Genomic DNA, 23,296 nt, shown 5'->3' on the forward strand with positions numbered 1-23,296 from the left:
GTGTCCGCCGGGGTGTTCGTCGGTTCGGCGCTGGGCTGCTTCACGCCTCCACCGTAGGTCACCCGTCAGCGGTGGCCGACCACCGTCTCGCGCTCGCCGTCCGCGATCGAAAGCGGCGGCTTGGGCTCGAAGTAGGTCGACACCCCCGCCGCCCGCAACCGGTCGCGCAGCGCCCGTGCCCCGGCCGCGCCCGCCAACGCGGCCTCGGCCGCCGCGGCCAGGTCCAGTTCGACGCCGTCGTGGTCGGTGACGGTGCCCGTACCGGCCCAACAGGGCCGGATCCGGCCCCGCCCCGACTCGACCCACGCGCACTCCAGCAGCGCGGCCAGCGCCTCGGCGGTGTCCTCGCCGTGCCGGGCGACCAGTTCGTCGCCCCGCCCCTCCACGAGCAGACCGAGCACCCCGCCGAGGGTGACCGGATACTCCACGCCCGCCCGCCGCGCCGACATCCCGAGCGCCGCCGCCCGACGGGCCCGCCCGAATCCGAGCAGGTGCCCCAGGAACGCCTCGTCGGACAACTTCACCAGGCCGTCCAGCGGCGCGAACCCGCGCCGCCCGAGGTGCCCGTCGTCGTCGGTGGCCAGCAGGTACGGGTGCACATGCGCCAACAACCTCGGTTCAGCCGACGCACCACCCACCAGATCCGTACCGCCGGGTGTGCCCCGCCCGTCCGTCGGCCGCGCCCGCAGCCGTTCGATCCGGGTCACCAGGGCCGGCTCCGGCTCGCTCCCGGCCTCGTCCCGCTCCGCCCGAAACGCCCGGAAGCCGGCGATCGGGTCGCGCGGTACGCACCCGGCAACCATCCCCGGCACCAGCAGTTCGTCCCGGAACCGCCGCCAATCCGCCCGCGCCAGAGCCAGTTCGGTCAGCGCGTCCACGACCGCCTCGGTGCCGTACGCGCGCGCGGCGGCCCGATCGGCGGCCCGCTCCTCGAAGCCCACCACCGGCGCGCACACCCGCCGGTACAGCGCCGCGTAGCCGGCCGCGATCCGGGCCGACGCACCCCGTCCGACGAACGCGTCGGCCAGCCCCACCACCGCGTCCACACCGTGGCAGGCGATGCGGTCCACCAGCGGGGGTCGGCGGCGGCGCGAGTGGCCCAGCGCGTGCGCGATCACCACCCGCAGCCGGCGGCCGGTCATCACGTAGGGCAGCGTGCCGCCGAGGACCAGGTGTCGGTGCAACAGCGTCCCGGGCCGGCGCACCACCCGCAGTTCGCACCCCGCACCGCCGGTCAGCACGATCCCGTCCGGGACCGGCACCCGCAGGTCAACGGCCACGTCCTCGACCAGCTCCCACAACACCGGCTGCGCCACCGCGTCGACGGCGAGTCCGACCGGCAGCCGGCGCGGGCCGGCAAGTTCGAGCAGCAGTGCAACGACCGCAACCACGCCCAGCCCCCACAACACCGCCGCGCCCGAGGTGAAGAACCGCCCGTGATCGACGATCGCGCCCGTGGCGAAGGCCACGACCAGGAGCGGCAGCGCGAGCACGACGTAGAGCACGCCCAGGAGCAGCACCCCGGCGAGTGCGCGTAGGCCCGTCCGTGCGCCCATCGATCCCCCTCGAGGAATATTCACCCGTTCGAGGACGACCCTAGAGCCTGGCCCACACCCCGCGCGGGATCCGCAGCCATCCGCAGCCGAACTCCCTCCACCACCGGCGCAGCGCAGCGGAGCCGAACTCTCTCCACCACCCGGCGCAGCGCAGCGAAGCCGAACTCCCTCCACCACCGGCGAAGCGCAGCGAAGCCGGAACCACCAGGCGCCGCGCAGCGGCAACGCCCCGCCCCCTTCCGCCCCCGACGGAGCGAAGCGGAGGAGAAACCACTCCACCACCACCCCGACCCACCAAGCGCCCCATTGCCCGCCGACCCACCAAGCGCCCCGTTGCCCCCCGGCAACCCTCAGGGCAACAGCGGCTCCAGCAACCGATGCGGCTGCCGCATCGCCCGGCTGACCGGATCGTCCCGGCGCATCAGGTTCGCCCCCGGCCCCGGCGCCACCTCGGTCTCCGCCGGCCCGACCGTCGCCCCGCACGCCGCGCAAGCCCCGTACGGGTCGACCGTCCCGCCGCAGCCCTCGTGCCGGTAGATCCGGCAGGGCACCCCGTTCTGCACGTGCCGCTCGCCCCAGCGGGCCATCGCCCGGATGATCGGCCACAGGTCGATGCCACGCTCGGTGAGCACGTACTCGTCGCGCGGCGGGGACTCCTGATAGCGGCGCCGATCCAGCACGCCCGCGTCGACCAGCGTCTGCAACCGGGCGGAGAGCACCGCGCGCGGGATGTCGAGGTGTCCGAGGAAGTCGCTGTAGCGACGCACGCCGTAGAAGGCGTCGCGGACGATCAACAGCGTCCAGCGCTCGCCGACGAGTTCCAGCGTGCGGGCGAGCGCGCAGTCCTGCTGTCCGTAGTCCTTGCCCAAAGCCATGCGAGCACTTTAACCCCGAGTCGGTTCATTCATCGAACCAACGGATGCTACGTTGCACTAGCGCCGTCGGTTCATTCACCGAACCTATGCGCCACGAGTCGCAATCCGGGGAGCACAACCATGTCCATCACCGCATCCATCACCGCATCCACCGCCACGCGCACGACATCCGCAACGCCCGCCACGTCCGAGTCCGCCCTCGACAGACCCGGCGCCGACCGCACCGTGCCGGTGGTGGCGCTGGGCACGCTGCTGCTCCTGGCGACCTACACGATGCCGATGGCGATCGTTCCGGACACCGTCCGCGACCTGCACGCCGGTTCGAGCGGCCCGGCCTGGATCCTCAGTGCCATCGGCCTGGGCCTGTCCGCCGCCCTGCTGATCACCGGCAGCCTCGCCGACGACCTCGGCCGCCGCCGGGTGTTCACGGCCGGCGCGCTCGGCCTGGCGCTGTCCTCCGCGCTCACCGCGTCGGCCCCGTCGCTGCCGCTGTACGTGGTCGGCCGCGCCCTCCAGGGCGTCGCCGGCGCGGCGATCATGTCCGCCGGGCTCGGCCTGCTCGCGCACAACCACCGGGGCGCCGCACGCGGGCGGGCGATGGCCGCCTACGGCTCCTCGATCGGCGTGGGCATGGTGCTCGGACCGCCGACCGGCGCCGCCCTGGTGCAACTGCACCGGTCCGCGCCCTACTGGTTCACCGCCCTGGCCGCGCTCGGCCTGGCCGTCGTCGCTCGCGGCATGCCCGAGTCGCGCGCCGAGCACCCGCGCCGGCCGGACGTGTGGGGCACGCTCACCCTGGGCCCGGGCCTGATCGCGCTCACCGCCGCGCTGATCGAGGGACGCCAGGGGTGGCAGCGCCCGGTGGTCGACGCGCTGCTCGTGGCGGCCGTGCTCCTGCTGGCCGGCTACGCCGCGACCGCGCTGCGCGGCCGGGCGCCGATGCTGGATCCGCGCATGTTCGCCCGGCCCGCGTTCCTGGCCGCCACGTTCGGTGCGCTGATCGCCGGCATCGCGGTGATCGCCATCGCCGCCTACCTGGCCACCGTGTTCCAGGGCACCCTCGGCCTGAGCGCCCTGGATTCCGCGCTCCTGCTCGGCCTGTGGTCGGCCATGGCCGCGATCACCTCTTTCGTCGTCGGCCGGGTGCACGTACTGCCCGACCCCGCACACCGCTTCGCCGCCGGTCTGCTCGTCTCCGCCGTCGGCTTCCTGGGCCTGTACGGGATCGGCCCCGCCGACTCCTGGCTCCGGGCCGTACCGGGCCTGCTGGTCGGCGGCTTCGGGGTCGGCCTCGTCAACACCGCGCTGGCCCGCCTCGGGGTGGAGAGCGTGCCCGCCGACCGCGCGAGCATGGGCTCCGGCGCCAACAGCACCGCCCGCTACACCGGCGCGTCGATCGGCGCCGCGCTCGTGGTCGCCCTCGTCGACGCGGGCGGCATGGACCTGGCCATCCTGATGGCGGCCGCCGCGTCCCTGCTCGGCGCCCTCGTCGTACTCGGCCTCCGGCGCGCCGAACAGCGGGCGTAGACCGGCAGCCCGCACCGGCCGGGCAACAGCAGGCAGCGCCGCGACGGCACAACCGCACAACCGCACCAGAGCACCACAGCACCACCCGCGGAAATACCCTCGGCATCAAAGCGAATAAACCCACAAAACTACCCATGTCGGACACCCGCCGGCGACGCCAAGCCCCACGTCTGGAAAACTCGGGTCATGTGACGAGCGATGTGCAGACACCGACGACGGATCGACCCGCAGCGCCGGCGGGTCGCCGTCGTTTCCGGGCACTCGCCAACGCGATCATCGAGCGCCCGTACCTGATAACCGCGGGTCTGATCGGCCTGATCATCGTCACCGGGGTGAACGGCCCCGACTGGCCGGCGCAATACTTCCGCACCTGGCTGATCCGCGACCACGGCACCTACCTGTGGAACAACCAGTGGTACGGCGGCCACCTGCTCCCGGGCTACAGCATCCTCGCGCCGGTGATCGCCTCCAAGATCGGCACCGCCACCCTCACCGCGCTGTCCTGCGTCACCTCGGCGTGGGCCTGGGACAAGCTCCGGGTCGGCGCCAACGACTTCGCCCGCCAGGTGGGCAGCTGCTGGTTCGCGGTGATGTGCAGCGTCGACTACCTGATCGGCCGTACCCCGTTCGCGCTCGGCGTCGCGGCGGGCATGCTCGCGATACTGGCCGCGCGCCGCAGGCACCCCCTGTGGGCCGGCTTCGCCGCGCTGCTGTGCGGCCTGTCCAGCCCGCTCTCCGGCGCGTTCCTGATGCTGGTCGCGCTGGCGTGGGTGCCCCGGGAGCGGGTCTGGCCGACCCGGCTGTGCTTCGCCCCGGCCGCGCTCGGCCTGGTCGCCGCGCTCGCGTTCCCGAACGAGGGCATGTTCCCGTTCCCGTGGTGGCGGTTCCTGCCGATCCTGGCCTTCGCCGCGGTCGGCCTGGCGATACTGCCCAAGGAGCTCGAGAGCGCCCGGCGCTTCCTGTGGTTGTACGCCGCCACCGCGGTGATCTTCTTCTTCGTGCCGACCTCGCTCGGCGGCAACCTGGCCCGGCTGGGCGAGCTGACGTCCGGGCCGCTGATGGCGGTGGTCCTGCTCTCGGCCGGCCGGCGCCGGCTGGTGGTGCTGCTGACCCTGCCGCTGCTGGTCTGGCAGTTCCAATCCGCCGCACTGGCCATCACGCACGACATCAAGGACTCGCCGGGCGAGAAGCCGCAGTACTACGCGGGCATGCTCGACTTCCTCCAGAAGAACAACACCCACCCGCTGGGCCGGGTGGAGATCCCGTTCACGCGCGGGCACTGGGAGTCGGTCTTCGTCGCCGAGAAGATGCCGCTGGCGCGCGGCTGGGAGCGGCAGTTGGACCGCAACTACAACGCGGTGCTCTACCAGAAGGACCTGACCGTCGAGGAGTATCGCGACTGGATCGACGACACGGGCGTGCGCTTCGTGGCCCTGCCCGACATCCCGATCGATCCGTCGGCGATTCCCGAGGCCGAGCTGATCCGCAAGGGCATCCCGTGGCTCAAGCCGGTCTACACGGAAAAGGACGGGCGCTGGCAGATCTGGGAGGTGGAGAACCCGAGCCCGATCGTCGAGGGGCCGGGCGAGCTGACCGAATTGACGCCCAGCCGGTTCTCCTTCAACGCGCACTCCGCGGGCACGTTCGTGGTGAAGATCCACCCGACGTTCTGGGTGACCGCCGACCGGCCCGAGATCGTGATCAAGGCGACCAAGGACGAGTGGAGCGAGATCACCGTCGACCGCCCCGGACCGGTCACGGTGTCCGCGCGCGACGCCAAACTCTTCAAGGGCAAGGGCAACAAACCCTGACCCGCGCCGGGTGAGCGGGGGCGGGTCCACGACCCACCCCCGGCCCGCTCAGGGCGCCGGCGGCGCGTCCGGGTCCAGACCGCCGGCCCACTTGGGTGCTCGGGGCTGCCACGCCTTGACCTCGGCCAACAGGCTCGCGGCGCCCCGCGCCACCAGCAGCGTCGAGCGCAGGTCCGGCTTGAGGAAGCCGTTGGCGGTCATCGTGTCCAGCGCGTCGAGCAGCGGACGCCAAAAGCCGTCCACCTCCAGGACCGCGACCGGCTTGGTGTGGATGGCCAGGTGCTGCCAGGTCCAGACCTCGAACAACTCCTCCAGCGTGCCCGCACCGCCGGGCAGCGCGACGAAGGCGTCCGCCTGGGCCGCCATCGCCGCCTTGCGCTCGTGCATCGTCTCGGTGACCTGAAGATCGGTCAGGCCGCGGTGGGCGATCTCGCGATCCACCAGCGAGCGCGGCATCACGCCGATCACCTCGCCGCCCGCCGCGAGGCAGGCGTCGGCGACCGCGCCCATCAGACCCACGTGTCCACCGCCGTAGACGATCCCGACACCCGCCTCCGCGAGCCCGCGGCCGAGTTCGGTCGCCGCCTCCCGGAACCGGGGCGAGACGCCCGACGCCGACCCCGCGAACACCGCTACCCGCATGACGGGCTCCCCTCGTCGAAGACCACCGTGGTGGTGTGCGCAGAAAAATACGCCGATCGAATTCTGCCGAATCCGGTCACGTCCGCGGGCGGCGGTCCCGTCCGGAGCGACGTGGTCGAGCGTCATCGAGTCGGTGCCGAATCGATGGCGAATCGAGTCGATGAATCGCCTCTCACCCGCCATGGTGGCGGCACAGTCCCGGCATAGAAGGGCAAATTCGGCCATCGTCGGTGGCTGTCACCGAACCCGACGTTGACGGGAAGACCCCTCGCCACGGCAGAATGCCCGCGTGCCCGCCACCGAGCGCCCTGCCTCGGACATCCCGTTCGAGCGGCTGTTTCCCGATCTGGACGACCATGGCCGTGAACGCCTGGTCGCCGCCGCGAGAGCGCTCGATCTGCGCCGCTCCCTCGACGACCCCGCGCGCTGGTTCTGGAACGAGCCCGACCCGCTGAGCCCGGAACCCGAGCCCGAGCCGTCGCCGCACATCCTGGGCACCGCGCTGCTCCTGTACGAGGCCGACGGGGACTGGCTGGAACTGGGGCTGGACGTCTGGCAGCTGGACGGGCCCTTCGTCAGCGTCACCGCCACCGTCGAGGTGGCGTGCTGGTGCGACACCGACCACAACATGCACGCGGTCCAACGCGCCGAATGGCCGGCGTCCACCGCGCAGGCGTTCCTGGAGGCGTTCCACACCGCCGCGTTGTCCGTCATCCGCCGTATCGAGGGTCCGCGCGACCCGCGCGACCTGCGCGCCCGCGCGGGGCTGCCCAACCCGCCCGAACCACCCCCTGAGGATGACCCCACCGCCCCCCCGAACGGCCCCGTGGTCTGAACCACCGATTCATCCGAACGAAGGATTTTTTCGCGGCAAACCGGTGATTCCTCGATGGACATTGCGTCATGGCCCGTCATACATCGGACAATCCGGCGTCCTGCCTCCATGCCCACCTGCACCCCATCGGCCCCGGCGTGAAAAACTGAGGCCGTCATGACACATGCTCTGGACGGCCGCATACCCCTGGGGGAGCCCACATCGGGCGCGGGCGGCACCGCCCGCCGTACGTGGCGCCGACACGCGCGCACGGTGCTGATCGGGATCACCGAGCACCCGTACGTGATCACTCTGGCCCTGGTCGGCCTGCTGACCGTGCTCGGCATCAACGGCGCCGACTGGCCGGCCCAGATCTTCCGCGCCTGGCTGGTGCGCGACCACGGCGCGGTGTTGTGGAACAACCAGTGGTACGGCGGGCACCTGCTGCCCGGCTACAGCGTGATCACCCCGGTCCTGGCCGGCGGCATCGGCACGCGCCTGCTCACCGCGATCTCCTGCGTCGTCGCCGCGTGGGCGTTCTCCCGGTTGCGCCTGGGACGCGGTGACCTGGCCCGCCGGGTCGGCAGTTGCTGGTTCGCGGTCATCGTCAGCATCGAATACCTGATCGGCCGCACCCCGTTCGTGCTCGGCGTGGCCGCCGGCCTGATGGCGATCCTGGCGGCACGGACCGGGCATCGGGCGTGGGCGGCGGTGGCGGCCGGCTTCTGCGGCCTGGCCAGCCCGCTGGCCGCGGCGTTCCTGTTGATGATCGCGCTGGCGTGGGTGCCCTCCGAGCGGGTGTGGGCGACCCGGTTCAGCCTGTCCCCGGCCGTGCTCGGCCTGGTGATGTCGCTCGTCTTCCCCGGAGGCGGCGACTTCGCCTTCCCGCTGTGGCGGTTCGCCGCGATCCTGGGCTTCGCGGGCGTGGGCCTGGCCCTGGTGCCGCGCACCGAGGTCAGCGCGCGCCGCTTCCTGTGGTTGTACGCGCTCTCCTCCACCGTGCTGTACCTGATCCCCAGCGCCGTGGGCGGCAACGTGGCCCGGCTCGGCGAGTTGTGCGCCGGCCCGCTGATGGCCGTGGTGCTGCTCTCGCTGGGCCGCCGTCGCCTGGTGATCCTGCTCGCCGTACCGCTGCTCGCCTGGCAGTTCTCCTCCGCCGGCAAGGCGGTCGCCTTCAACAACCAGGACAGCACCGGCAAGAACTCCGCCTACTACACCGGGATGCTCGACTTCCTGGAGCGGGCCAATCTGCCGGTGGGCCGGATCGAGATCCCGTTCACCCGCGGCCACTGGGAGACCGTCTACGTCGCCGAGCACATGCCGCTCGCCCGCGGCTGGGAGCGCCAACTCGACCGCGCGCACAACTCGGTGCTGTACGGCCCCGGCCTGGACGAGGCGCAATACCACGCGTGGGTGCGCGAGACCGGGGTGCGCTTCATCGCGCTGCCCGACGTCCCGCTGGACCCGTCGGCCAAGCGCGAGGCGGAGATCCTGCGCGCGGGCGCCGACTGGCTGGTGCCGGTGTGGTCCGACCCGCACTGGGTGATCTGGGAGGTGGCCGACCCGGTTCCGCTCCTGGACGGCCCCGGGCAGCTGGTCGACATCACCCCGAGCGGCTTCACCCTGCTCGCCCAGCAGGCGGGCACGTTCACCGTACGGATCCACCGGACCAGCTGGTTCGTCGCGAACAAGCCCAATACGAGCATCGGCGAGACCGAGGACGGCTGGACCGAGGTGACCGTCACCGAACCCGGCGAGGTCACCATCACGGCGAAGGCGTCGGCCGTCCTGCCCTGACCGGGGCGGGTAGGGTAATTCGGGTTCATGCCCTGGTGGAAAGGTAAAGCAGACCGATGGCCGAGCACCACGACCACTCCAGCCACGATCACCACGATCACGAAAAGGGCCGGATCTTTGTGATGGGCCGCCCGGTGGACTCGTACCCCGCCATGGCGCCCGAGGCCGCGCGCGGCAAGGTCCTGCGCGTCACCGTGGTCGGAGAGGAAGTCCTGCACCGGCCCTGCGCCGAGATCACCGAGTTCGGCACGGACGAGCTGAACACGCTGATCGACGACATGTTCCTGACCATGTACGTCGCCGACGGCGTGGGCCTGGCCGCGAACCAGGTCGACGTCGGCATCCGGCTGTTCGTCTACGACTGCGTGGACGAGGACGGCCACCGGCACGTCGGCCACATCCTCAACCCGGTCCTGGACGAACTGCCCGCGACCGAGCGGCACCTGGAGGAGGCGGGCGAGGGCTGCCTGTCCGTCCCGGGTCCGCACGAGGACCTGGCCCGTCCCGACCGCGCCATCGCGCGGGGGGTGGACAAGGACGGCAACCCGCTGGTGATCGAGGGCGAGGGCTACTTCGCCCGCTGCCTCCAGCACGAGACCGACCACCTCAACGGCTACCTGTACATCGACCGGCTCTCCAAGCGCGAGCGCAAGAACGTGCTCAAGGAGATGGAGTCGATGCGCGACGAGGTGTTCGCCAAGCGCGACGCGAAGGCCAAGCAGCTCGCGGGCTGACGCTTGAGAGCGGGAAACACCGAAAGGGGCGGGGAACCGGTACCGGTTCCCCGCCCCTTTCAGGCGTTCACCTCACCCCGAGGCACCGCTCTCGCGGTCAGCTGCACCCGCTGGTCGAGCCGCAGCCCTCGCAGACGTAGCAGCTGCCCGCCGGGCGCATCTTGATCCCGCAGGAGAAGCACAGCGGGGCGTCCGCGCTGCGGCCCTGGCGGGCCTCCAGCAGCTCGGTGGAGGAGTGCACCGCGGCCGGCACCGGCTTCAGGTCCGGGGCCTTGGGCGCGGCATCGGTCGGCGCGGACTGCGCGAGGGTGCGCATGTCCTCCGCGGCGGCCGGCTCGTCCGGCTCGTAGGAACCGGTCTCCAGGTGCCGGGTGCGCTCCGCGGCCGAGTGGATGCCGAGCGCCGAGCGGGTCTCGAACGGCAGGTGGTCCAGTGCCAGGCGGCGGAAGATGTAGTCGACGATCGACTGGGCCATCCGCACGTCCGGGTCGTCGGTCAGACCGGCCGGCTCGAACCGCATGTTGGTGAACTTGGAGACGTAGGTCTCCAGCGGCACGCCGTACTGGAGGCCCACCGAGACCGCGATCGAGAAGGCGTCCATCATGCCCGCGAGGGTCGAGCCCTGCTTGGACATCTTCAGGAAGACCTCGCCGAGGCCGTCGTCCGGGTAGGAGTTGGCGGTCATGTAGCCCTCGGCGCCGCCCACCGAGAAGGAGGTGGTGATGCCGGGCCGGCCCTTGGGCAGGCGCTTGCGGACCGGGCGGTACTCGACGACCTTCTCCACCACGGTGGCCGCGGTCGACTTGCCGTCGTCGGCCTTGCCCTTGTTCTCGCCCTTGCCCGCCGAGAGCGGCTGGCCGACCTTGCAGTTGTCGCGGTAGATCGCCAGCGCCTTGATGCCCAGCTTCCAGCCCTGGAAGTAGATCTCCTCGATCTCCTCCACGGTGGCGTCCTCGGACATGTTGACCGTCTTGGAGATCGCGCCGGAGATCCACGGCTGGATCGCCGCCATCATCCGCACGTGGCCCATCGGCGAGATGGTGCGCTCGCCCATCGCGCAGTCGAACACCTCGTAGTGCTCGGTCTTCAGGCCGGGCGCGTCCACCACGTGGCCGTGCTCGGCGATGTGCTCGACGATCGCCTCGACCTGCTCCGGCTGGTAGCCGAGCCGGGTCAGCGCTCGGGCGACCGTGCCGTTGACGATCTGCATCGAGCCGCCGCCGACCAGCTTCTTGAACTTCACCAGCGCGAGGTCGGGCTCGACACCGGTGGTGTCGCAGTCCATCATCAGGCCGATCGTGCCGGTGGGAGCCAGCACCGAGGCCTGCGCGTTGCGGAAGCCGTGCTTGTCGCCGAGCTTGACGACGTCCTTCCACGCCTTGGTGGCCAGGTCCCACACGGGGGTGTCCAGGTCGTCCATGCGCTTGCCGGCGTCGTTGGCGTCGGCGTGCTGGCGCATCACCCGCTTGTGCGGCTCGGCGTTGCGGGCGTAGCCGTCGTACGCGCCGACGATCGCGGCCAGTTCGGCGGAGCGCTTGTACGCGGTGCCGGTCATCAGCGAGGTGATCGCACCGGCCAGCGCCCGGCCGCCGTCGCTGTCGTACGCGTGGCCAGTGGCCATCAGCAGCGCGCCGAGGTTGGCGTAGCCGATGCCCAGCTGGCGGAACGCGCGGGTGGTCTCGCCGATCTTCTCGGTCGGGAAGTCGGCGAAGCAGATCGAGATGTCCATCGCGGTGATGACCAGCTCGACGACCTTGGCGAAGTTGACCGCGTCGAAGGTGTCGTCCTCGCGCAGGAACTTCATCAGGTTCAGCGAGGCGAGGTTGCAGGACGAGTTGTCCAGGTGCATGTACTCCGAGCACGGGTTGGACGCGGTGATCCGACCCGACTCGGGGCACGTGTGCCACTTGTTGATCTCGTCGTCGTACTGGATGCCGGGGTCGGCGCAGGCCCACGCGGCCTCGGCCATGCGCCGGAACAGCGACTTGGCGTCGACCGTCTCCAGCACGTCGCCGGTGAGCCGGGCGCGCAGCCCGAACTCCTTGCCCTGCTCGACGGCGTTCATGAACTCGTCCGAGACCCGGACCGAGTTGTTCGCGTTCTGGTACTGCACCGACGCGATGTCGGCGCCACCGAGGTCCATGTCGAAGCCCGCGTCGCGCAGCGCGCGGATCTTCTCCTCCTCCTTGACCTTGGTGTCGATGAAGTCCTCGATGTCGGGGTGGTCGACGTCGAGCACGACCATCTTGGCCGCGCGGCGGGTGGCGCCGCCCGACTTGATCGTTCCGGCGGAGGCGTCGGCGCCGCGCATGAAGGAGACCGGACCCGAGGCGTTGCCGCCCGAGGTGAGCAGTTCCTTGCTGGAGCGGATCCGGGACAGGTTCAGGCCGGCGCCCGAGCCGCCCTTGAAGATCAGGCCCTCTTCCTTGTACCAGTCCAGGATCGAGTCCATCGAGTCGTCGACCGACAGGATGAAGCACGCGCTGACCTGCTGCTTCTGCGCGGTGCCGACGTTGAACCAGACCGGCGAGTTGAAGCTGAAGATCTGGTGCAGGAGGGCGTACGCCAACTCGTGCTCGAAGATCTCCGCGTCGGCGGGGCCGGCGAAGTAGCCGTTCTCCTCGCCCGACTTGCGGTAGGTCTTCACGACCCGGTCGATCAGCTGCTTCAGGCTCCACTCGCGCTGCGGCGTGCCCACCGCACCGCGGAAGTACTTGCTCGTGACGATGTTGACCGCGTTCACCGACCAGGAGTCGGGGAACTCGACGCCGCGCTGTTCGAAGTTGATCGAGCCGTCGCGCCAGTTGGTCATGACGACGTCACGACGCTCCCAGACCACCTCGTCGTACGGGTGGACGCCGGGGGTCGTGTAGACGCGCTCGATCCGCAGGCCCTTGCCGGGTCGTGACCGACCGGCACCGCGTGCTGAGCCGCTCGTCGTCTCTGTCATGCCGTCTCCTCTTTTGAACAACGCCGTGGGCAGGCCGGGGCATCCCGATGGGAGGACCCGGATGACCGGTCGGGTGGTCCGTCGTTCCTGTGCTACCGACGTGTACTACCGAATGAAAATGTGAATGACCCGCGCATGGGTGACCCGCGCTCAGTCCGCGGCGGGAGCGTCCGCCGCGTTCGCGGGCACCTCGGGCCCGATCGACTCCGCGCGACCGGCGCGCAGCAGCGCGACCTCGGCCTCGAAGTCCTCCAGGGACTCGAAGGCCCGGTACACGGACGCGAACCGCAGGTAGGCGACCTCGTCGAGCTCACGGAGCGGGCCCAATATGGTCAGGCCCACGTCGTGGGTGGTCAACTCGGCGCACCCAGTGGCCCGCACCGCCTCCTCGACCCGCTGGCCGAGCAGGGCCAGCGCGTCACCGGTGACCGGGCGGCCCTGGCACGCCTTGCGCACACCGGCGATGACCTTGTCCCGGCTGAAGGGCTCGGTGACGCCGCTGCGCTTGATCACCGTGAGCGAGGCGGTCTCGATCGTGGTGAAGCGTCGTCCGCAGTCGGGGCACGAACGGCGGCGCCGGATGGCGGCCCCGTCGTCGGTGGTCCGGCTGTCCACGACGCGGCTGTCCGCTCGCCGACAGAAGGGGCAGTGCATGCCGTTCCCTCTCCCCCTCGTTCAGACGCAGGTCCTGCGTGGTGCTCGTGCGCGTCGCGCGCGGAGCGGCGAAACGTGCCCAGGTGGTGCCGCGGGTTGCCGCGCCCTCGCCCCGAGGGCCCACGCCTGGGGGCCCGTCCGGTGCGGTCCGGGAATGCTCCGGGAACATAGTATATACGGCAACCACAACTTGTGGGCTTCTGCAACGCCCTCGACCACAAGATGTAGTGGCTACGGTAGACCGCGACCCGAGGCGCTGCAAGCCGACTCGCAGACACTCGGAGAGCCCGTGGTGACCTCTCGTCATCCCCGCAGGTCACCGCCCGAGGAGTCGTCGAAATTAACCCGACCGGCCGCGTGTCGCGGCACACGAGCGGCGCACGCGACATTTCGGGCATCGGTTCCATGGGCAATTCCCGAACGGAATTCGAATGTATGTACGATTACTACAGCGGGAACCGAATGATCGCCACTGGATTGGCCTAAATTCACTCGAACGTGTGTTTGGCGCAACCTTTCGAACCCGACTACCGTTCTCCACGTGCGAGCAATCCGTCGAAAGGGCCAGCCGTGACCGGAGAAGCCACCGGAGCCATCCACCCCGGAATCCGCACCGAAACCCTCCCCGCGAAACACCCGCACAGCGCCACCGTGCCGCCGCCGGCGCCCGCCCCGGGCACCGAGAACGCGCAGGTCCAGGGCGGTGCGACGCGGCGTCCGGCGGGGGGGCTGACGCCGCGCCAGACGCGCGTCCTCGAAGTGATCCGCACCTCCGTCGAGTCGCGCGGATATCCGCCGAGCATGCGCGAGATCGGCGAGGCGGTGGGACTGTCCAGCACGTCCTCCGTCGCGCACCAGTTGATGGCGCTCGAACGCAAGGGCTATTTGCGCCGTGATCCGCACCGTCCACGCGCCTACGAGGTGCGCTCGCCCGACGGCGGGCGTCCGCTCGCGCCGGCCGGGCCGCACGCCGAGCGCGGCTCGCAGGCCGCGTCCTACGTCCCGGTGGTCGGCCGGATCGCGGCCGGCGGTCCGATCCTGGCCGAGCAGTCCGTCGAGGACGTCTTCCCGCTGCCGCGCCAGTTGGTCGGCGACGGTGACGTGTTCCTGCTCAAGGTCAGCGGCGACTCGATGATCGAGGCCGCGATCATGGACGGCGACTACGTCGCGGTCCGCCGCCAGCCGGTCGCCGAGAACGGCGACATCGTCGCGGCGATGCTCGACGGCGAGGCCACCGTCAAGCGCCTGCGGCACCGGGACGGCCACCGCTGGCTGATGCCGCACAACCCGGCCTACGAGCCCATCCCGGGCGACGAGGCCACCATCCTGGGCCGTGTGGTCGCCGTCATGCGCCGAGTCTGAGATGACCGGGGACCCCCATATACCGCCCACGGGCGGTCGTCCGGCAACTTCACGCCGAACGACCGCCCGTCCCGCGTCCGAGGCGCCCCCGCCGCCGCGATGCACCCTGCTCACCCACACGACGCAGCACCCCCTCGCCAATCGAAACGACACGGCCCGCCCCACCGAACCGGCCCACGCCCCCGCACCCGCCCCAGGCGCGTCAGCGCCCACGACCCGGGCCGCCCCCGGGATCGACGCGCGCAGCGCGGAGAGCGGCGGAGCCGCAGAACTCGGGCCGGGCGGCCCGGAGCGAAGCGGAGGGACACCCGGCCCCGAGCGAGGGGCCGCTTTTCCGCGGAGGAGCGAAGCGGGGGAGCAGAAAAGTGGTGCCTCGCGAGCCGGCGCGAAGCGCCCGACAAGAAGCAACGCCGCGAACACGACTCCACCCCGGGCTTCACTCGCCCGCGACGCCGCCCGCCCGCTTCGCGGCCCGGCCCCTCCCGGCCCAACGCCTCGCGGGCCGGCGCCGAACCCCCGACGATCAGTCCTTGTCGATCGCGGCCAATGATCGGCGGACCTGGTTGCGGTCCTCTGTGTACCACAGCGGGGGCATCGAAGCCCTGAAGAAGCCGCCGTACTGGGCGGTGGCCAGGCGCGAGTCGAGCACCGCCACCACTCCCCGGTCGTTCATCGACCGGATCAGCCGGCCGGCCCCCTGGGCCATCAACAGCGCGGCGTGGGTGGCCGAGACCGCCATGAAGCCGTTGCCGCCGCTTTCCTGGACCGTCTGGGTCCGTGCGCTCATCAGCGGGTCGTCGGGACGCGGGAACGGGATCCGGTCCATGATCACCAGCTGACAGGACGGCCCGGGTACGTCCACGCCCTGCCACAGGGACAGCGTGCCGAACAGGCACGTGCGCGGCTCGGCCGCGAAGCGCCGCAACAACTCGGCCAGCGAGTCGTCGCCCTGGCACAGGATCGGCACGTCGAGTCGCTCGCGCAGCGCCTCGGTGGCCGCCTCCGCGCCGCGCCGCGAGGAGAACAGGCCCAGCGCCCGGCCGCCCGCTGCCTCGATCAGCTCGGCCAGCTCGTCCAGCGCGTCCGCGCCGATCCCGCCCTGCCCGGGGCGCGGCAGGTGTCGCGCCACGTAGAGGATGCCCTGCCTGGGGTAGTCGAACGGCGAACCCACGTCGAGACAGCGCCACCGCGCCAGGTCGTCGTCCGCGTCGCCCTCCCCCTCCGCCTCCTCGTCGTCGCCCGGCCGCACCGCGACCTCCGTGGGCACCGGCTCGGGCGCGTCGGTCAACATGCCCTCGGGGCTCAGCCCCAGGCTGCTCGCCACACCGCGGAAGTTGCCGCCGAGCATGAGCGTGGCCGAGGTGAGCACCACGGTGCGGTCGCCGAACAGCGCCTCGCGCAGCAGTCCGGCCACCGCGATCGGGGCCACCCGCAACGACGCGCCGGTGCGCTCGTTGCGCTCCATCCAGATCACGTCGTGCGGCGACTCCCGCAGGATGCGCTCGCAGGTGTCGTGGATGTGCTCGACGCCGGCCAGCGCCTGGCGGCGGGCCGCGTCCTCGTTGCTCAGCGACTTGTCCCGGACCTCGCCGAGCGAGGTGATCACGCCCCGGCTCGCGTCGCGCAGCGCGGTCACCGTCCAGCCCAGGTCCGGATCCACCTCGCGCAACCGGCCCGGCTCGCGCCCGTCCAGCGTCTTGCGCAACGCCTCCGAGGCGGCGTTCAGGTTGTCCACCGCGCCCTCGTTGGCCAGCTTGCCGGCGCGCCGCGCGGCCCGGTCGACCGCGCTCAGGCTCAGCTCGGCGGTGGCCACGCCCGTGGCCCGGCTCGCGAACTCGTGCGCCTCGTCGACGATCAGCAGCTCGTGCTCGGGCAGCACCGGCGCGTCCTCCAACGCGTCGATGGCGAGCAGCGCGTGGTTGGTCACCACGATGTCGGCCTGCTTGGCCCGCTCGCGCGCGGCCTCGGCGAAGCAGTCGTCGCCGTACGGGCAGCGCGAGGCGCCCAGGCACTCGCGCGAGGACACCGACACCTGGGCCCAGGCCCGGTCGTTGACCCCCGGGCTCAGGTCGTCGCGGTCACCGGTGTCGGTCTCGTCGGCCCAGTCGCGCACCCGGACCACGTCCTGCCCGAGTTTGCTCGTGGGCGACGGGTCGAACAGCACCTCGCCCTCGTCGGGCGGCCCGTCGTGCAGCCGGTGCAGGCACAGGTAGTTGCCGCGCCCCTTGAGCGTGGCGAAGGTCGGCGAGCGGCGCAGTTGCGGGCGCAGCGCCTCGACCGTGCGCGGCAGGTCGCGCTCGACGAGTTGGCGCTGGAGCGCGAGGGTCGCGGTGGCCACCACGACCTTGCGGTGCGCGGCCAGCGCGGGCACCAGGTAGGCCAACGATTTGCCGGTGCCGGTGCCGGCCTGGACCAGCAGGTGTTCGGCGCGGGCGACCGCGCCGGCGACGGCCTCGGCCATCGATACTTGTCCGGGTCGCTCCGATCCGCCGACGGCGGCGACGGCGGCGTGCAGGAGTTCGGTCAGCGCGGGACGGTCGGAGTCGCTCATCGGGCGACAAGCCTAGATGCTCCGACCGACATCCCCGACCGCGCGGCCCGCTTCGTCCGACTCCTCCCCGAGGGTTTTTCCGGCTCAGCCGAGCTTGGCCAGCACCGCCTCGGCCATGGCCTCCTGGCCGAGCGCGTTGGGGTGCACGGGCCCGGCGGGCGACTCCGGCTTGACGCCCTCGACCCACTTGGTGCCGACCGGCTTGCACACGTCGTGGCCGGCCGAGCCGGTGTAGGTGTCGACGTATTCCGCGCCCTGCTTGGCCGCCTCCTTGGCGATCATGTCGTTGAGCGCGGGCACCACCTTGCGCAGATACGGCAGGTCGCCGTCGGCGACGGGCACCTGCGTGGGGCAGCCGGGTCCGCTCTCCGGCAGGATCGTGGGGTAGCCGACGACCAGGATCCGGGCCTTGGGCGAGCGCTCCTTGATGCCGGTGATGGCGGCGGCCAGCTTGGGCCCGGTGTCGCCGATCCGCTTGGTCAACTCGTCGTTGCCGCCCGGGGCGTACTTGTCGGTGCACGGCTGGGTCGAGGTGGTGCTGCGGCTTTGCAGCACGCACATCGTGACGATCTCGGAGAAGCCGATGTCGTTGCCGCCCACGCCCAGGGTGACCAGCGCGGTGTCCGGGCGCAGCGCGTCGAACTGCGGCGGCGGGGTGCCCTGGGTCTGCTGGCCGACCGTCATGTCCGGGGTCCTGGCTCCCCCGCAGGTGACGTCGACGAAGCCGGTGATGTTCTTCCGCTTGGCCACCAGGTGCGCGTAGTTGCTCTCCGAGCGGCTGCAGCCGGGCGGCGCGGTGGGCACGATCACCGGTATCTTCACGCCGGCCGCGTACGAGTCGCCGAGCGCGACGTAGGTGGCGCCACTGGCGGCGGCGGGCAGTGCGCCGGCCGGTGCGGGGGCGGCCTGCGTACCCGCGGGGGCGCCGCTCTTCGCGGCGGCGGAGGCCTTGGCATCGCCGGAGTCGTCCGAGCAGGCGGACAGCGCGCCGAGCGCCGCCAGTGCGGCCAGGCCCGCGATCGCCCTGCGAGTTGTGCGCACGAGCGCTCCCCTCTCGTCGTTGCCCGTCCATTACCCGTCGGTAGGTACCGGCGTTTCGGCGAGACTACGGTCTTCCGCGCGCGAATGCCGGCCTCGGCGCCGGCTCAGTCGAGCTTGATCGTCTCGCGGCGCGCGCCCGCGGCCGCGCGCGCTCGCGAGGGCAGGTCCTCCAGCATGGTCAGGCACTCGCGGGCGGCGTCGATCTCGATGTCCTGGAAGGTGGCCGCGACCACGTCCACCCGCTCCCCGTCGGCCTCGATCACCACGCGCCCGTCCGGCCCGTACACCCCGCTGCGTCCGCACGCCGGGCCCAGGCCGGTGTCGCCGATGTGGTTGGCCACCACCGTGTAGCAGGTGTTCTCCAGGGCGCGGGCGGCGAAGTAGAGGTCGCGCCGGTGTTCGCCGTCGCCGCGCGTGTACACCCCCGGGCACAGGTACGCGTCGCAACCGTCGTGCACGGCCGCGCGCGCGTGTTCGGGAAAACTCACGTCGTAGGCGCTGCCCAGGCCCAGCCGCCAGCCGGCGATCTCGATCGTGCAGCCGTGGTCGCCGGGGCGGAACAGTTCGCGTTCCTCGCGCCACAGGTGTTGGCGGTCGTAGGCCACGTGCGCGTCGCCGTCGCGGCCGATCACCAGCAGCGAGATGGTCCGCCCGCCCGCGCGGCGCACCGCGGCGCCGACCACGGCGACCGTGCGGGTGGCGTAGCAGGCGGCCTGCAACTCGCCGAGCCGGGTGTCGCCGGGCACGATGTCGCACGGTTTCACGTCGGGTCGGAACAGGTCGAGGTCGTAGCCCGACAGGAACAGCTCCGGCAACACCACGACATCGGCGCCGGCCGAGGAAGCGAAGCGCACGAGTTGCGCGGCCGTGGCGACATTCGCGGGGATGTCGCCCGGCCGCGCCCGGGCCTGTGCGGCGGCGACCCTCAGGGGTTGCCTCGCGTTTTCGGCGACGTCGGTCACCCGCCGCATTCTGGCACCGTGATGGGGATCACACCATCGGCAAACCGGACAGGTTGTTCGCGAGCCCGGGTCGGATCGGGGTGCGTCTCACATGCGCAGCGCGTTGGGCACGGTCCCGTGCGCGCCCACGTGCGGGCGGGTGGGGCGGTCCCGGTAGCCGTCCAGGAGCAGCCGATTGCGGTTCAGGCACAGCCGGTCGATCCGGGGCGTGAGCAGGTCGAACAGCTCGAAGCGGTCCCCCAGTTCGGGGAACGCCGCCTGGTGTTCCAGCACCTCCTCGCGGACCAGCGCCCAGAACCCCTCCTGGGGGATGCCCAGGTGGGCGACCGCGAGATCGGCGAGGTAGCGGTGGTGGCCGACCAGGAGCGCGGCGTGGATGAACTGGCACAGGTAGTCGGGCTTCTCCCGGAGCAGGACCGCGTCCACGTCTGCGGGCAGCGCGGCCAACTCCGGCAGCGGCCGGTCGCTGATGTTGACGTCGTCGACGAAGTCCTTGATCGCCAGCCGGACCGGGACCTCGTGCTCGTCGAAGACCACGATCGTGTTCTCCCCGTGCGGCGAGAACACCAGGCCGTAGCGGTACAGGCAGTGCAGCAGCGGCGGCAGCAGCGCGTGGAAGAGCCGGCGCAGCCACACCCGGGGGGCCAGGCCGGAGCGTTCGATCAGTTCGACGACGAACGGCCGCCCGGCCGGGTCCACGTGCAGCAGCGACGCGAGGGTGCGGGCACGCTCACCGGGGTCGAGGTGCGGGGCCAGCGGTTCGCGCCAGATCGCGCCGAGCAGTTCGCGGTACTGGTAGGGCACGCCGGGCAGTTCCTCCAGAACCGGATGGCGCACGGTGATCGACGCGGTCTCGCCGAGCATGATCACCCGGCATTCGTCGCGCAGGAACGGGTCCGCGTCGCGCAGGCCGTGCACCCACGCGGTGACCGCGGGCGCGGCGAGGGTGCGCTCGCTGGGCAGACCGCGCCACACCAGCGTGTTGAGCACCGACAGCGGCAGTTTGACGGTGCGGCGGGTGGGACGGTCCACGTTGAGGAAGGTACGGACCGACTGCTGGGCCAGGTGCCGGTCCTCGGCCTCGCCCAGCGGCACGATCCGCCCGGCGGCCAACTCCGGCGCGAACAGCGTCGCGATCGCCTCGTCCCACTGCCACGGGTGCACCGGAAGCCACCGGAACTCCTCCGGCGCCGACACCCGCGCGGCCAGTACGCGGTGGAAGCGCTCACGGGTCGCCGGGTCCAGTTCCTCGTCGTAGAGCCGCTGTTCGGCCAGGCCCGGCACCGCCCGCCACTGTGCCAGGTCCCGGTGCACCGCGATCCACGGCAGCCGCATCGGGCGGCGCGCCTCGGGGGCGTAGGCGCGCACGTCGCCCGCGGAGAAGCCGACGCGGCCCTTGTTCGGCACGATCCACGGGTGACCGGTCTGGTGGCCCTCCAGTTCGGCGTAGCCCAGGTCGGCCAGCACGGCCGCGGCCGGCGCGCTCGCCGCGATCGCCGCGTCGGCGGCCAGCGTCGCGGTCAACTCGCGCACCAGGTGCCCGGCGGTGTCGCCGGCGAGGCCGATCACGGTGTGCGCGTCGAGCAGGAACTGGAGCATGTCCTCGGCCGGATCGACGCCGCCCTCCCACTCGCGCACCACCGACGCCGGGTCCACGTGCCACGCGTCGTAGGCGCCGCGCCGGGCCCGGAAACGGTAGTGCACGTCGCCGGACACCTCGACGGTGTAGGTGTCGCCGTCGGCGGCGGGGGCGAGCAGTTCCTCGTAGGCGAACTCGGCGATGGCCTTGGCGATCATGTCCCGGTTGACCCGCCGCCACAGGTCCAAATCCGTGGAGGGCGCGCCGTGGCGGGCGGCGGGCACCCGGGAGGCGGGCTCAGGCGCTGCGTGTCGGGCGCCCTGGTGCGGCAGTTCGGTCTCGATGGGCTCCGCTTCCGGGTTCGACTGCGACATTGCGTACCTCTGCGGGGTCGGTCGCGCTCCGTCGGTGCGGTCCGCGGGCGGGCTCGGTGTCGCCCGCGGCCAGGCCGAACGTGGTGAACGCGGTGCGGATCGGCAGTCGGTAGACCGCGCCACCGCACACGGAGTTGAGGATGGTCGCGGCCCGGTGCGCGCCCAGGCCCAGATCGGGTGTGCCCACGCCGTGCGTGTGCAACTCGGCGTTTTGCGTGTACAGGCCGCCGGTGACGTGCGCGGGCAGGGTGACCCGGTGGTCCAGGTCGATCAGCGGGCGCCCGGCGGCATCTCGGATGATCAGGTCCCACAGCGGGTCGAGCATCGCGGGGTGGCGCTGCGCGTAGCCGGTGGCCAGCACGACCCGATCGGTGCGAACGGTGAACGCGCGGTCCTGCTCGCCGTGCCGGCAGCCCAGTTCCACCCCTTCGCCGGTGATCCGCGCGGCGGTGACCGTCACGTCGGGCATCAGCGTGGCGCGCACCCGGCCGCCGCCGATGCCGCGCTCGTACAACTCGTCGTGGATCGCGGCGATGGTGTCCGCGCTGATCGCCTTGTACAACTGCCACTGCTCGGGCAGCAGTCGGTCGCGCACCGGCTCGGGCAGGCCGTGGAAGTAGCGCGTGTAGTCGGGTGTGAAGTGCTCCAGGCCGAGTTTGGAGTATTCCATCGGGGCGAACGCGGGCGATCGGGTCAGCCAGGTCAGCCGCCTGCTGGGGCCGGTGCGCCGACGCAGCAGGTCCAGGAACACCTCCGCGCCGGACTGGCCCGAGCCGAGCACGGTGACGTCCTCGGCGTCGGTGAGATCGGCGCGGTGGTCGAGGTAGTCGGCCGCGTGCAGCACGCTGTCCCCGAGCAGGTACGCGAACGGCTCGGGCACCACCGGTTCGGTGCCGATGCCCAGCACCACGTGCCGCGCGTGCACCCGGTGGTGCTCGCCGTCGGCCACGTCGCGAAAGTCGATCCGATACAGGTCGCCCTCCCAGGCGACGGAGACCACCTCGCTGCCGAAGCGACAGGCGGGCAGCGCCTCGGCCACCCAGCGGCAGTAGTGGTCGTATTCGCGCCGGGGCACGTGCAGGCGTTCGGCGAAGTAGAACGGGAACAGCCGGTCGTGCGCGCGCAGATAGGCCAGGAACGACCACGGGCTGGTCGGGTCGACCAGGGTGACCAGGTCGGCCAGGAACGGCACCTGGAGGGTGGTGCCGTCCAGGAGCAGCCCCGGATGCCAGCTGAACGTGGGCGCGCGGTCCAGGAACAGCGTGCGCAGCGGCTCGACCCGGTCGGCCAGCGCCGCCAGCGCCAGGTTGAACGGCCCGATGCCGATGCCCACCAGGTCGTGCACCACCGCGCCGGGGTCGGCCGCCCGGCGCGGCGCGGGCAGGAGATCGGTCACGGCCGGGCACCCGATTCCCGCGCGGTGCGCGGGCGCACCATCAGCGCGGCGGTCTTGTCCGGCAGGAGCACATCGTCCAGGCGCCGGAAGCCGGCCCGCTCGAAGGCGCGCACCGACGCCTCGTTGCGCACGTCCGGCTCGGCCACCACCCGCATCGTGTCGGGCGCGGCGCGCAGCACCAGTTCGGTGACCGCGCGCAGCAGCAGCGAGCCGATTCCGCGCCCGCGCGCGCCGGCGGGTCCGATCAGCAGGTGGATGCCCACGTCGTGCGGGCGCGCGGGGTAGTGCCGGGCCAGGTCGTCCAGGTCGGCCCGGTACAGCTCCCAGTAGCTGACCGGCTCGTCGTCGAGGCAGCCCAGGTAGGCGCTGCTGTGGCCGTGCGCGGCCTGGGTGGCCAGGTGTCGGCGCACCACCTCCTCGTCCCCGGCCAGCTCCCACCAGCGGGCGGTCACCGGGTCGTTCATCCACGTGTGCAGGAGCGGCAGATCGCGCTTGGGGTTCACCTCGTGCAGCGAGAACCGGCCGACCGGCAGGGCGAGCGCACCCCAGCGGGCCGCCTCGGTGAGCGGGCCGGTCGGCCCCGTGCGCGGCCGGCGGGGGGTCAGGCGCAGCGTCTCGGCCTCGGCGAGCGGGATCTCGGGGGACGAGAGGAATGACGGGCTCATACGGGG

Annotated in this window: 17 protein-coding genes; 6 read left to right on the forward strand and 11 right to left on the reverse strand. The window is 71.8% G+C overall.

All coding sequences use genetic code 11. From position 1 onward, the window contains the following. Positions 1–65: 65 nt before the first annotated feature. Both ACFRCG_RS14930 and ACFRCG_RS14935 read right to left on the reverse strand, forming a co-directional pair. Positions 66–1,556, reverse strand: coding sequence for a hypothetical protein (locus ACFRCG_RS14930; RefSeq protein WP_380031599.1), 1,491 nt, complete (start codon positions 1,554–1,556; stop codon positions 66–68). Between the two features lie 350 nt (positions 1,557–1,906). After that, positions 1,907–2,431: a winged helix-turn-helix transcriptional regulator gene (locus ACFRCG_RS14935; protein WP_380031601.1), complete on the reverse strand. Its 525-nt coding sequence runs from the start codon at positions 2,429–2,431 to the stop codon at positions 1,907–1,909. Between the two features lie 120 nt (positions 2,432–2,551). On the opposite strand from ACFRCG_RS14935, the gene ACFRCG_RS14940 reads away from it, so the two are divergent. After that, positions 2,552–3,958: an MFS transporter gene (locus tag ACFRCG_RS14940; RefSeq protein WP_380031603.1), complete on the forward strand. Its 1,407-nt coding sequence runs from the start codon at positions 2,552–2,554 to the stop codon at positions 3,956–3,958. A 188-nt stretch (positions 3,959–4,146) separates the two neighbouring features. Beyond that, positions 4,147–5,769 carry a hypothetical protein gene (locus tag ACFRCG_RS14945; RefSeq protein ID WP_380031605.1) on the forward strand — a complete coding sequence of 541 codons (1,623 nt, stop codon included), beginning with the start codon at positions 4,147–4,149 and terminating at the stop codon, positions 5,767–5,769. Positions 5,770–5,817: 48 nt separating this feature from the next. Here the strand turns inward: ACFRCG_RS14945 and ACFRCG_RS14950 are convergent, their stop codons facing one another. After that, positions 5,818–6,411 carry a TIGR00730 family Rossman fold protein gene (locus ACFRCG_RS14950; RefSeq protein ID WP_379995990.1) on the reverse strand — a complete coding sequence of 198 codons (594 nt, stop codon included), beginning with the start codon at positions 6,409–6,411 and terminating at the stop codon, positions 5,818–5,820. A gap of 289 nt (positions 6,412–6,700) precedes the next feature. Between ACFRCG_RS14950 and ACFRCG_RS14955 the strand changes: the two genes are divergently transcribed. From ACFRCG_RS14955 to def, 3 genes are all read left to right on the forward strand, one after another. Then, on the forward strand, positions 6,701–7,246 hold the full coding sequence (locus ACFRCG_RS14955) for a hypothetical protein (RefSeq protein WP_380031607.1): 546 nt from the start codon (positions 6,701–6,703) through the stop codon (positions 7,244–7,246). A gap of 156 nt (positions 7,247–7,402) precedes the next feature. After that, on the forward strand, positions 7,403–9,022 hold the full coding sequence (locus ACFRCG_RS14960; RefSeq protein ID WP_380031609.1) for a hypothetical protein: 1,620 nt from the start codon (positions 7,403–7,405) through the stop codon (positions 9,020–9,022). Between the two features lie 56 nt (positions 9,023–9,078). Beyond that, positions 9,079–9,756: a peptide deformylase gene (gene def, locus ACFRCG_RS14965; protein ID WP_126641577.1), complete on the forward strand. Its 678-nt coding sequence runs from the start codon at positions 9,079–9,081 to the stop codon at positions 9,754–9,756. Positions 9,757–9,853: 97 nt separating this feature from the next. Here the strand turns inward: def and ACFRCG_RS14970 are convergent, their stop codons facing one another. Both ACFRCG_RS14970 and nrdR read right to left on the reverse strand, forming a co-directional pair. Next, positions 9,854–12,706 (reverse strand): vitamin B12-dependent ribonucleotide reductase, encoded by a 2,853-nt coding sequence (locus ACFRCG_RS14970; protein WP_380031611.1) that lies wholly within the window; start codon positions 12,704–12,706, stop codon positions 9,854–9,856. 150 nt (positions 12,707–12,856) lie between these two features. Further along, positions 12,857–13,360, reverse strand: a complete 504-nt coding sequence (nrdR, locus tag ACFRCG_RS14975) for a transcriptional regulator NrdR (protein ID WP_379995980.1) — start codon at positions 13,358–13,360, stop codon at positions 12,857–12,859. A gap of 570 nt (positions 13,361–13,930) precedes the next feature. Here nrdR and lexA point away from each other — a divergent pair. After that, on the forward strand, positions 13,931–14,722 hold the full coding sequence (gene lexA, locus ACFRCG_RS14980) for a transcriptional repressor LexA (RefSeq protein WP_379995978.1): 792 nt from the start codon (positions 13,931–13,933) through the stop codon (positions 14,720–14,722). A gap of 523 nt (positions 14,723–15,245) precedes the next feature. On the opposite strand, the gene ACFRCG_RS14985 is transcribed toward lexA, so the two are convergent. The 6 genes from ACFRCG_RS14985 to ACFRCG_RS15010 all read right to left on the reverse strand — a co-directional run bounded on the left by ACFRCG_RS14985 (position 15,246) and on the right by ACFRCG_RS15010 (position 23,290). Beyond that, positions 15,246–17,273: an ATP-dependent DNA helicase gene (locus tag ACFRCG_RS14985; RefSeq protein ID WP_380031613.1), complete on the reverse strand. Its 2,028-nt coding sequence runs from the start codon at positions 17,271–17,273 to the stop codon at positions 15,246–15,248. An 84-nt stretch (positions 17,274–17,357) separates the two neighbouring features. Beyond that, complete coding sequence (locus tag ACFRCG_RS14990; protein ID WP_380031615.1) at positions 17,358–18,314, reverse strand: SGNH/GDSL hydrolase family protein; 957 nt, start codon at positions 18,312–18,314, stop codon at positions 17,358–17,360. Between the two features lie 104 nt (positions 18,315–18,418). Continuing rightward, positions 18,419–19,276, reverse strand: coding sequence for a carbon-nitrogen hydrolase family protein (locus ACFRCG_RS14995; RefSeq protein ID WP_380031617.1), 858 nt, complete (start codon positions 19,274–19,276; stop codon positions 18,419–18,421). Positions 19,277–19,363: 87 nt separating this feature from the next. Next, entirely contained in the window at positions 19,364–21,229 is a 1,866-nt protein-coding gene (locus ACFRCG_RS15000; protein WP_380031619.1) for an IucA/IucC family protein, read from the reverse strand. Continuing rightward, a complete protein-coding gene (locus tag ACFRCG_RS15005; protein WP_380031621.1) occupies positions 21,153–22,625 on the reverse strand; it encodes a lysine N(6)-hydroxylase/L-ornithine N(5)-oxygenase family protein in 1,473 nt (490 codons plus the stop codon). Before ACFRCG_RS15005 ends, ACFRCG_RS15000 begins: the two co-directional genes overlap by 77 nt. Further along, complete coding sequence (locus tag ACFRCG_RS15010) at positions 22,622–23,290, reverse strand: GNAT family N-acetyltransferase (RefSeq protein WP_380031624.1); 669 nt, start codon at positions 23,288–23,290, stop codon at positions 22,622–22,624. Before ACFRCG_RS15010 ends, ACFRCG_RS15005 begins: the two co-directional genes overlap by 4 nt. Positions 23,291–23,296 lie beyond the last annotated feature (6 nt).

The sequence above is a fragment of the Embleya sp. NPDC056575 genome (assembly GCF_042793325.1).
In the GTDB taxonomy this organism is placed as follows: Bacteria; Actinomycetota; Actinomycetes; order Streptomycetales; family Streptomycetaceae; genus Embleya.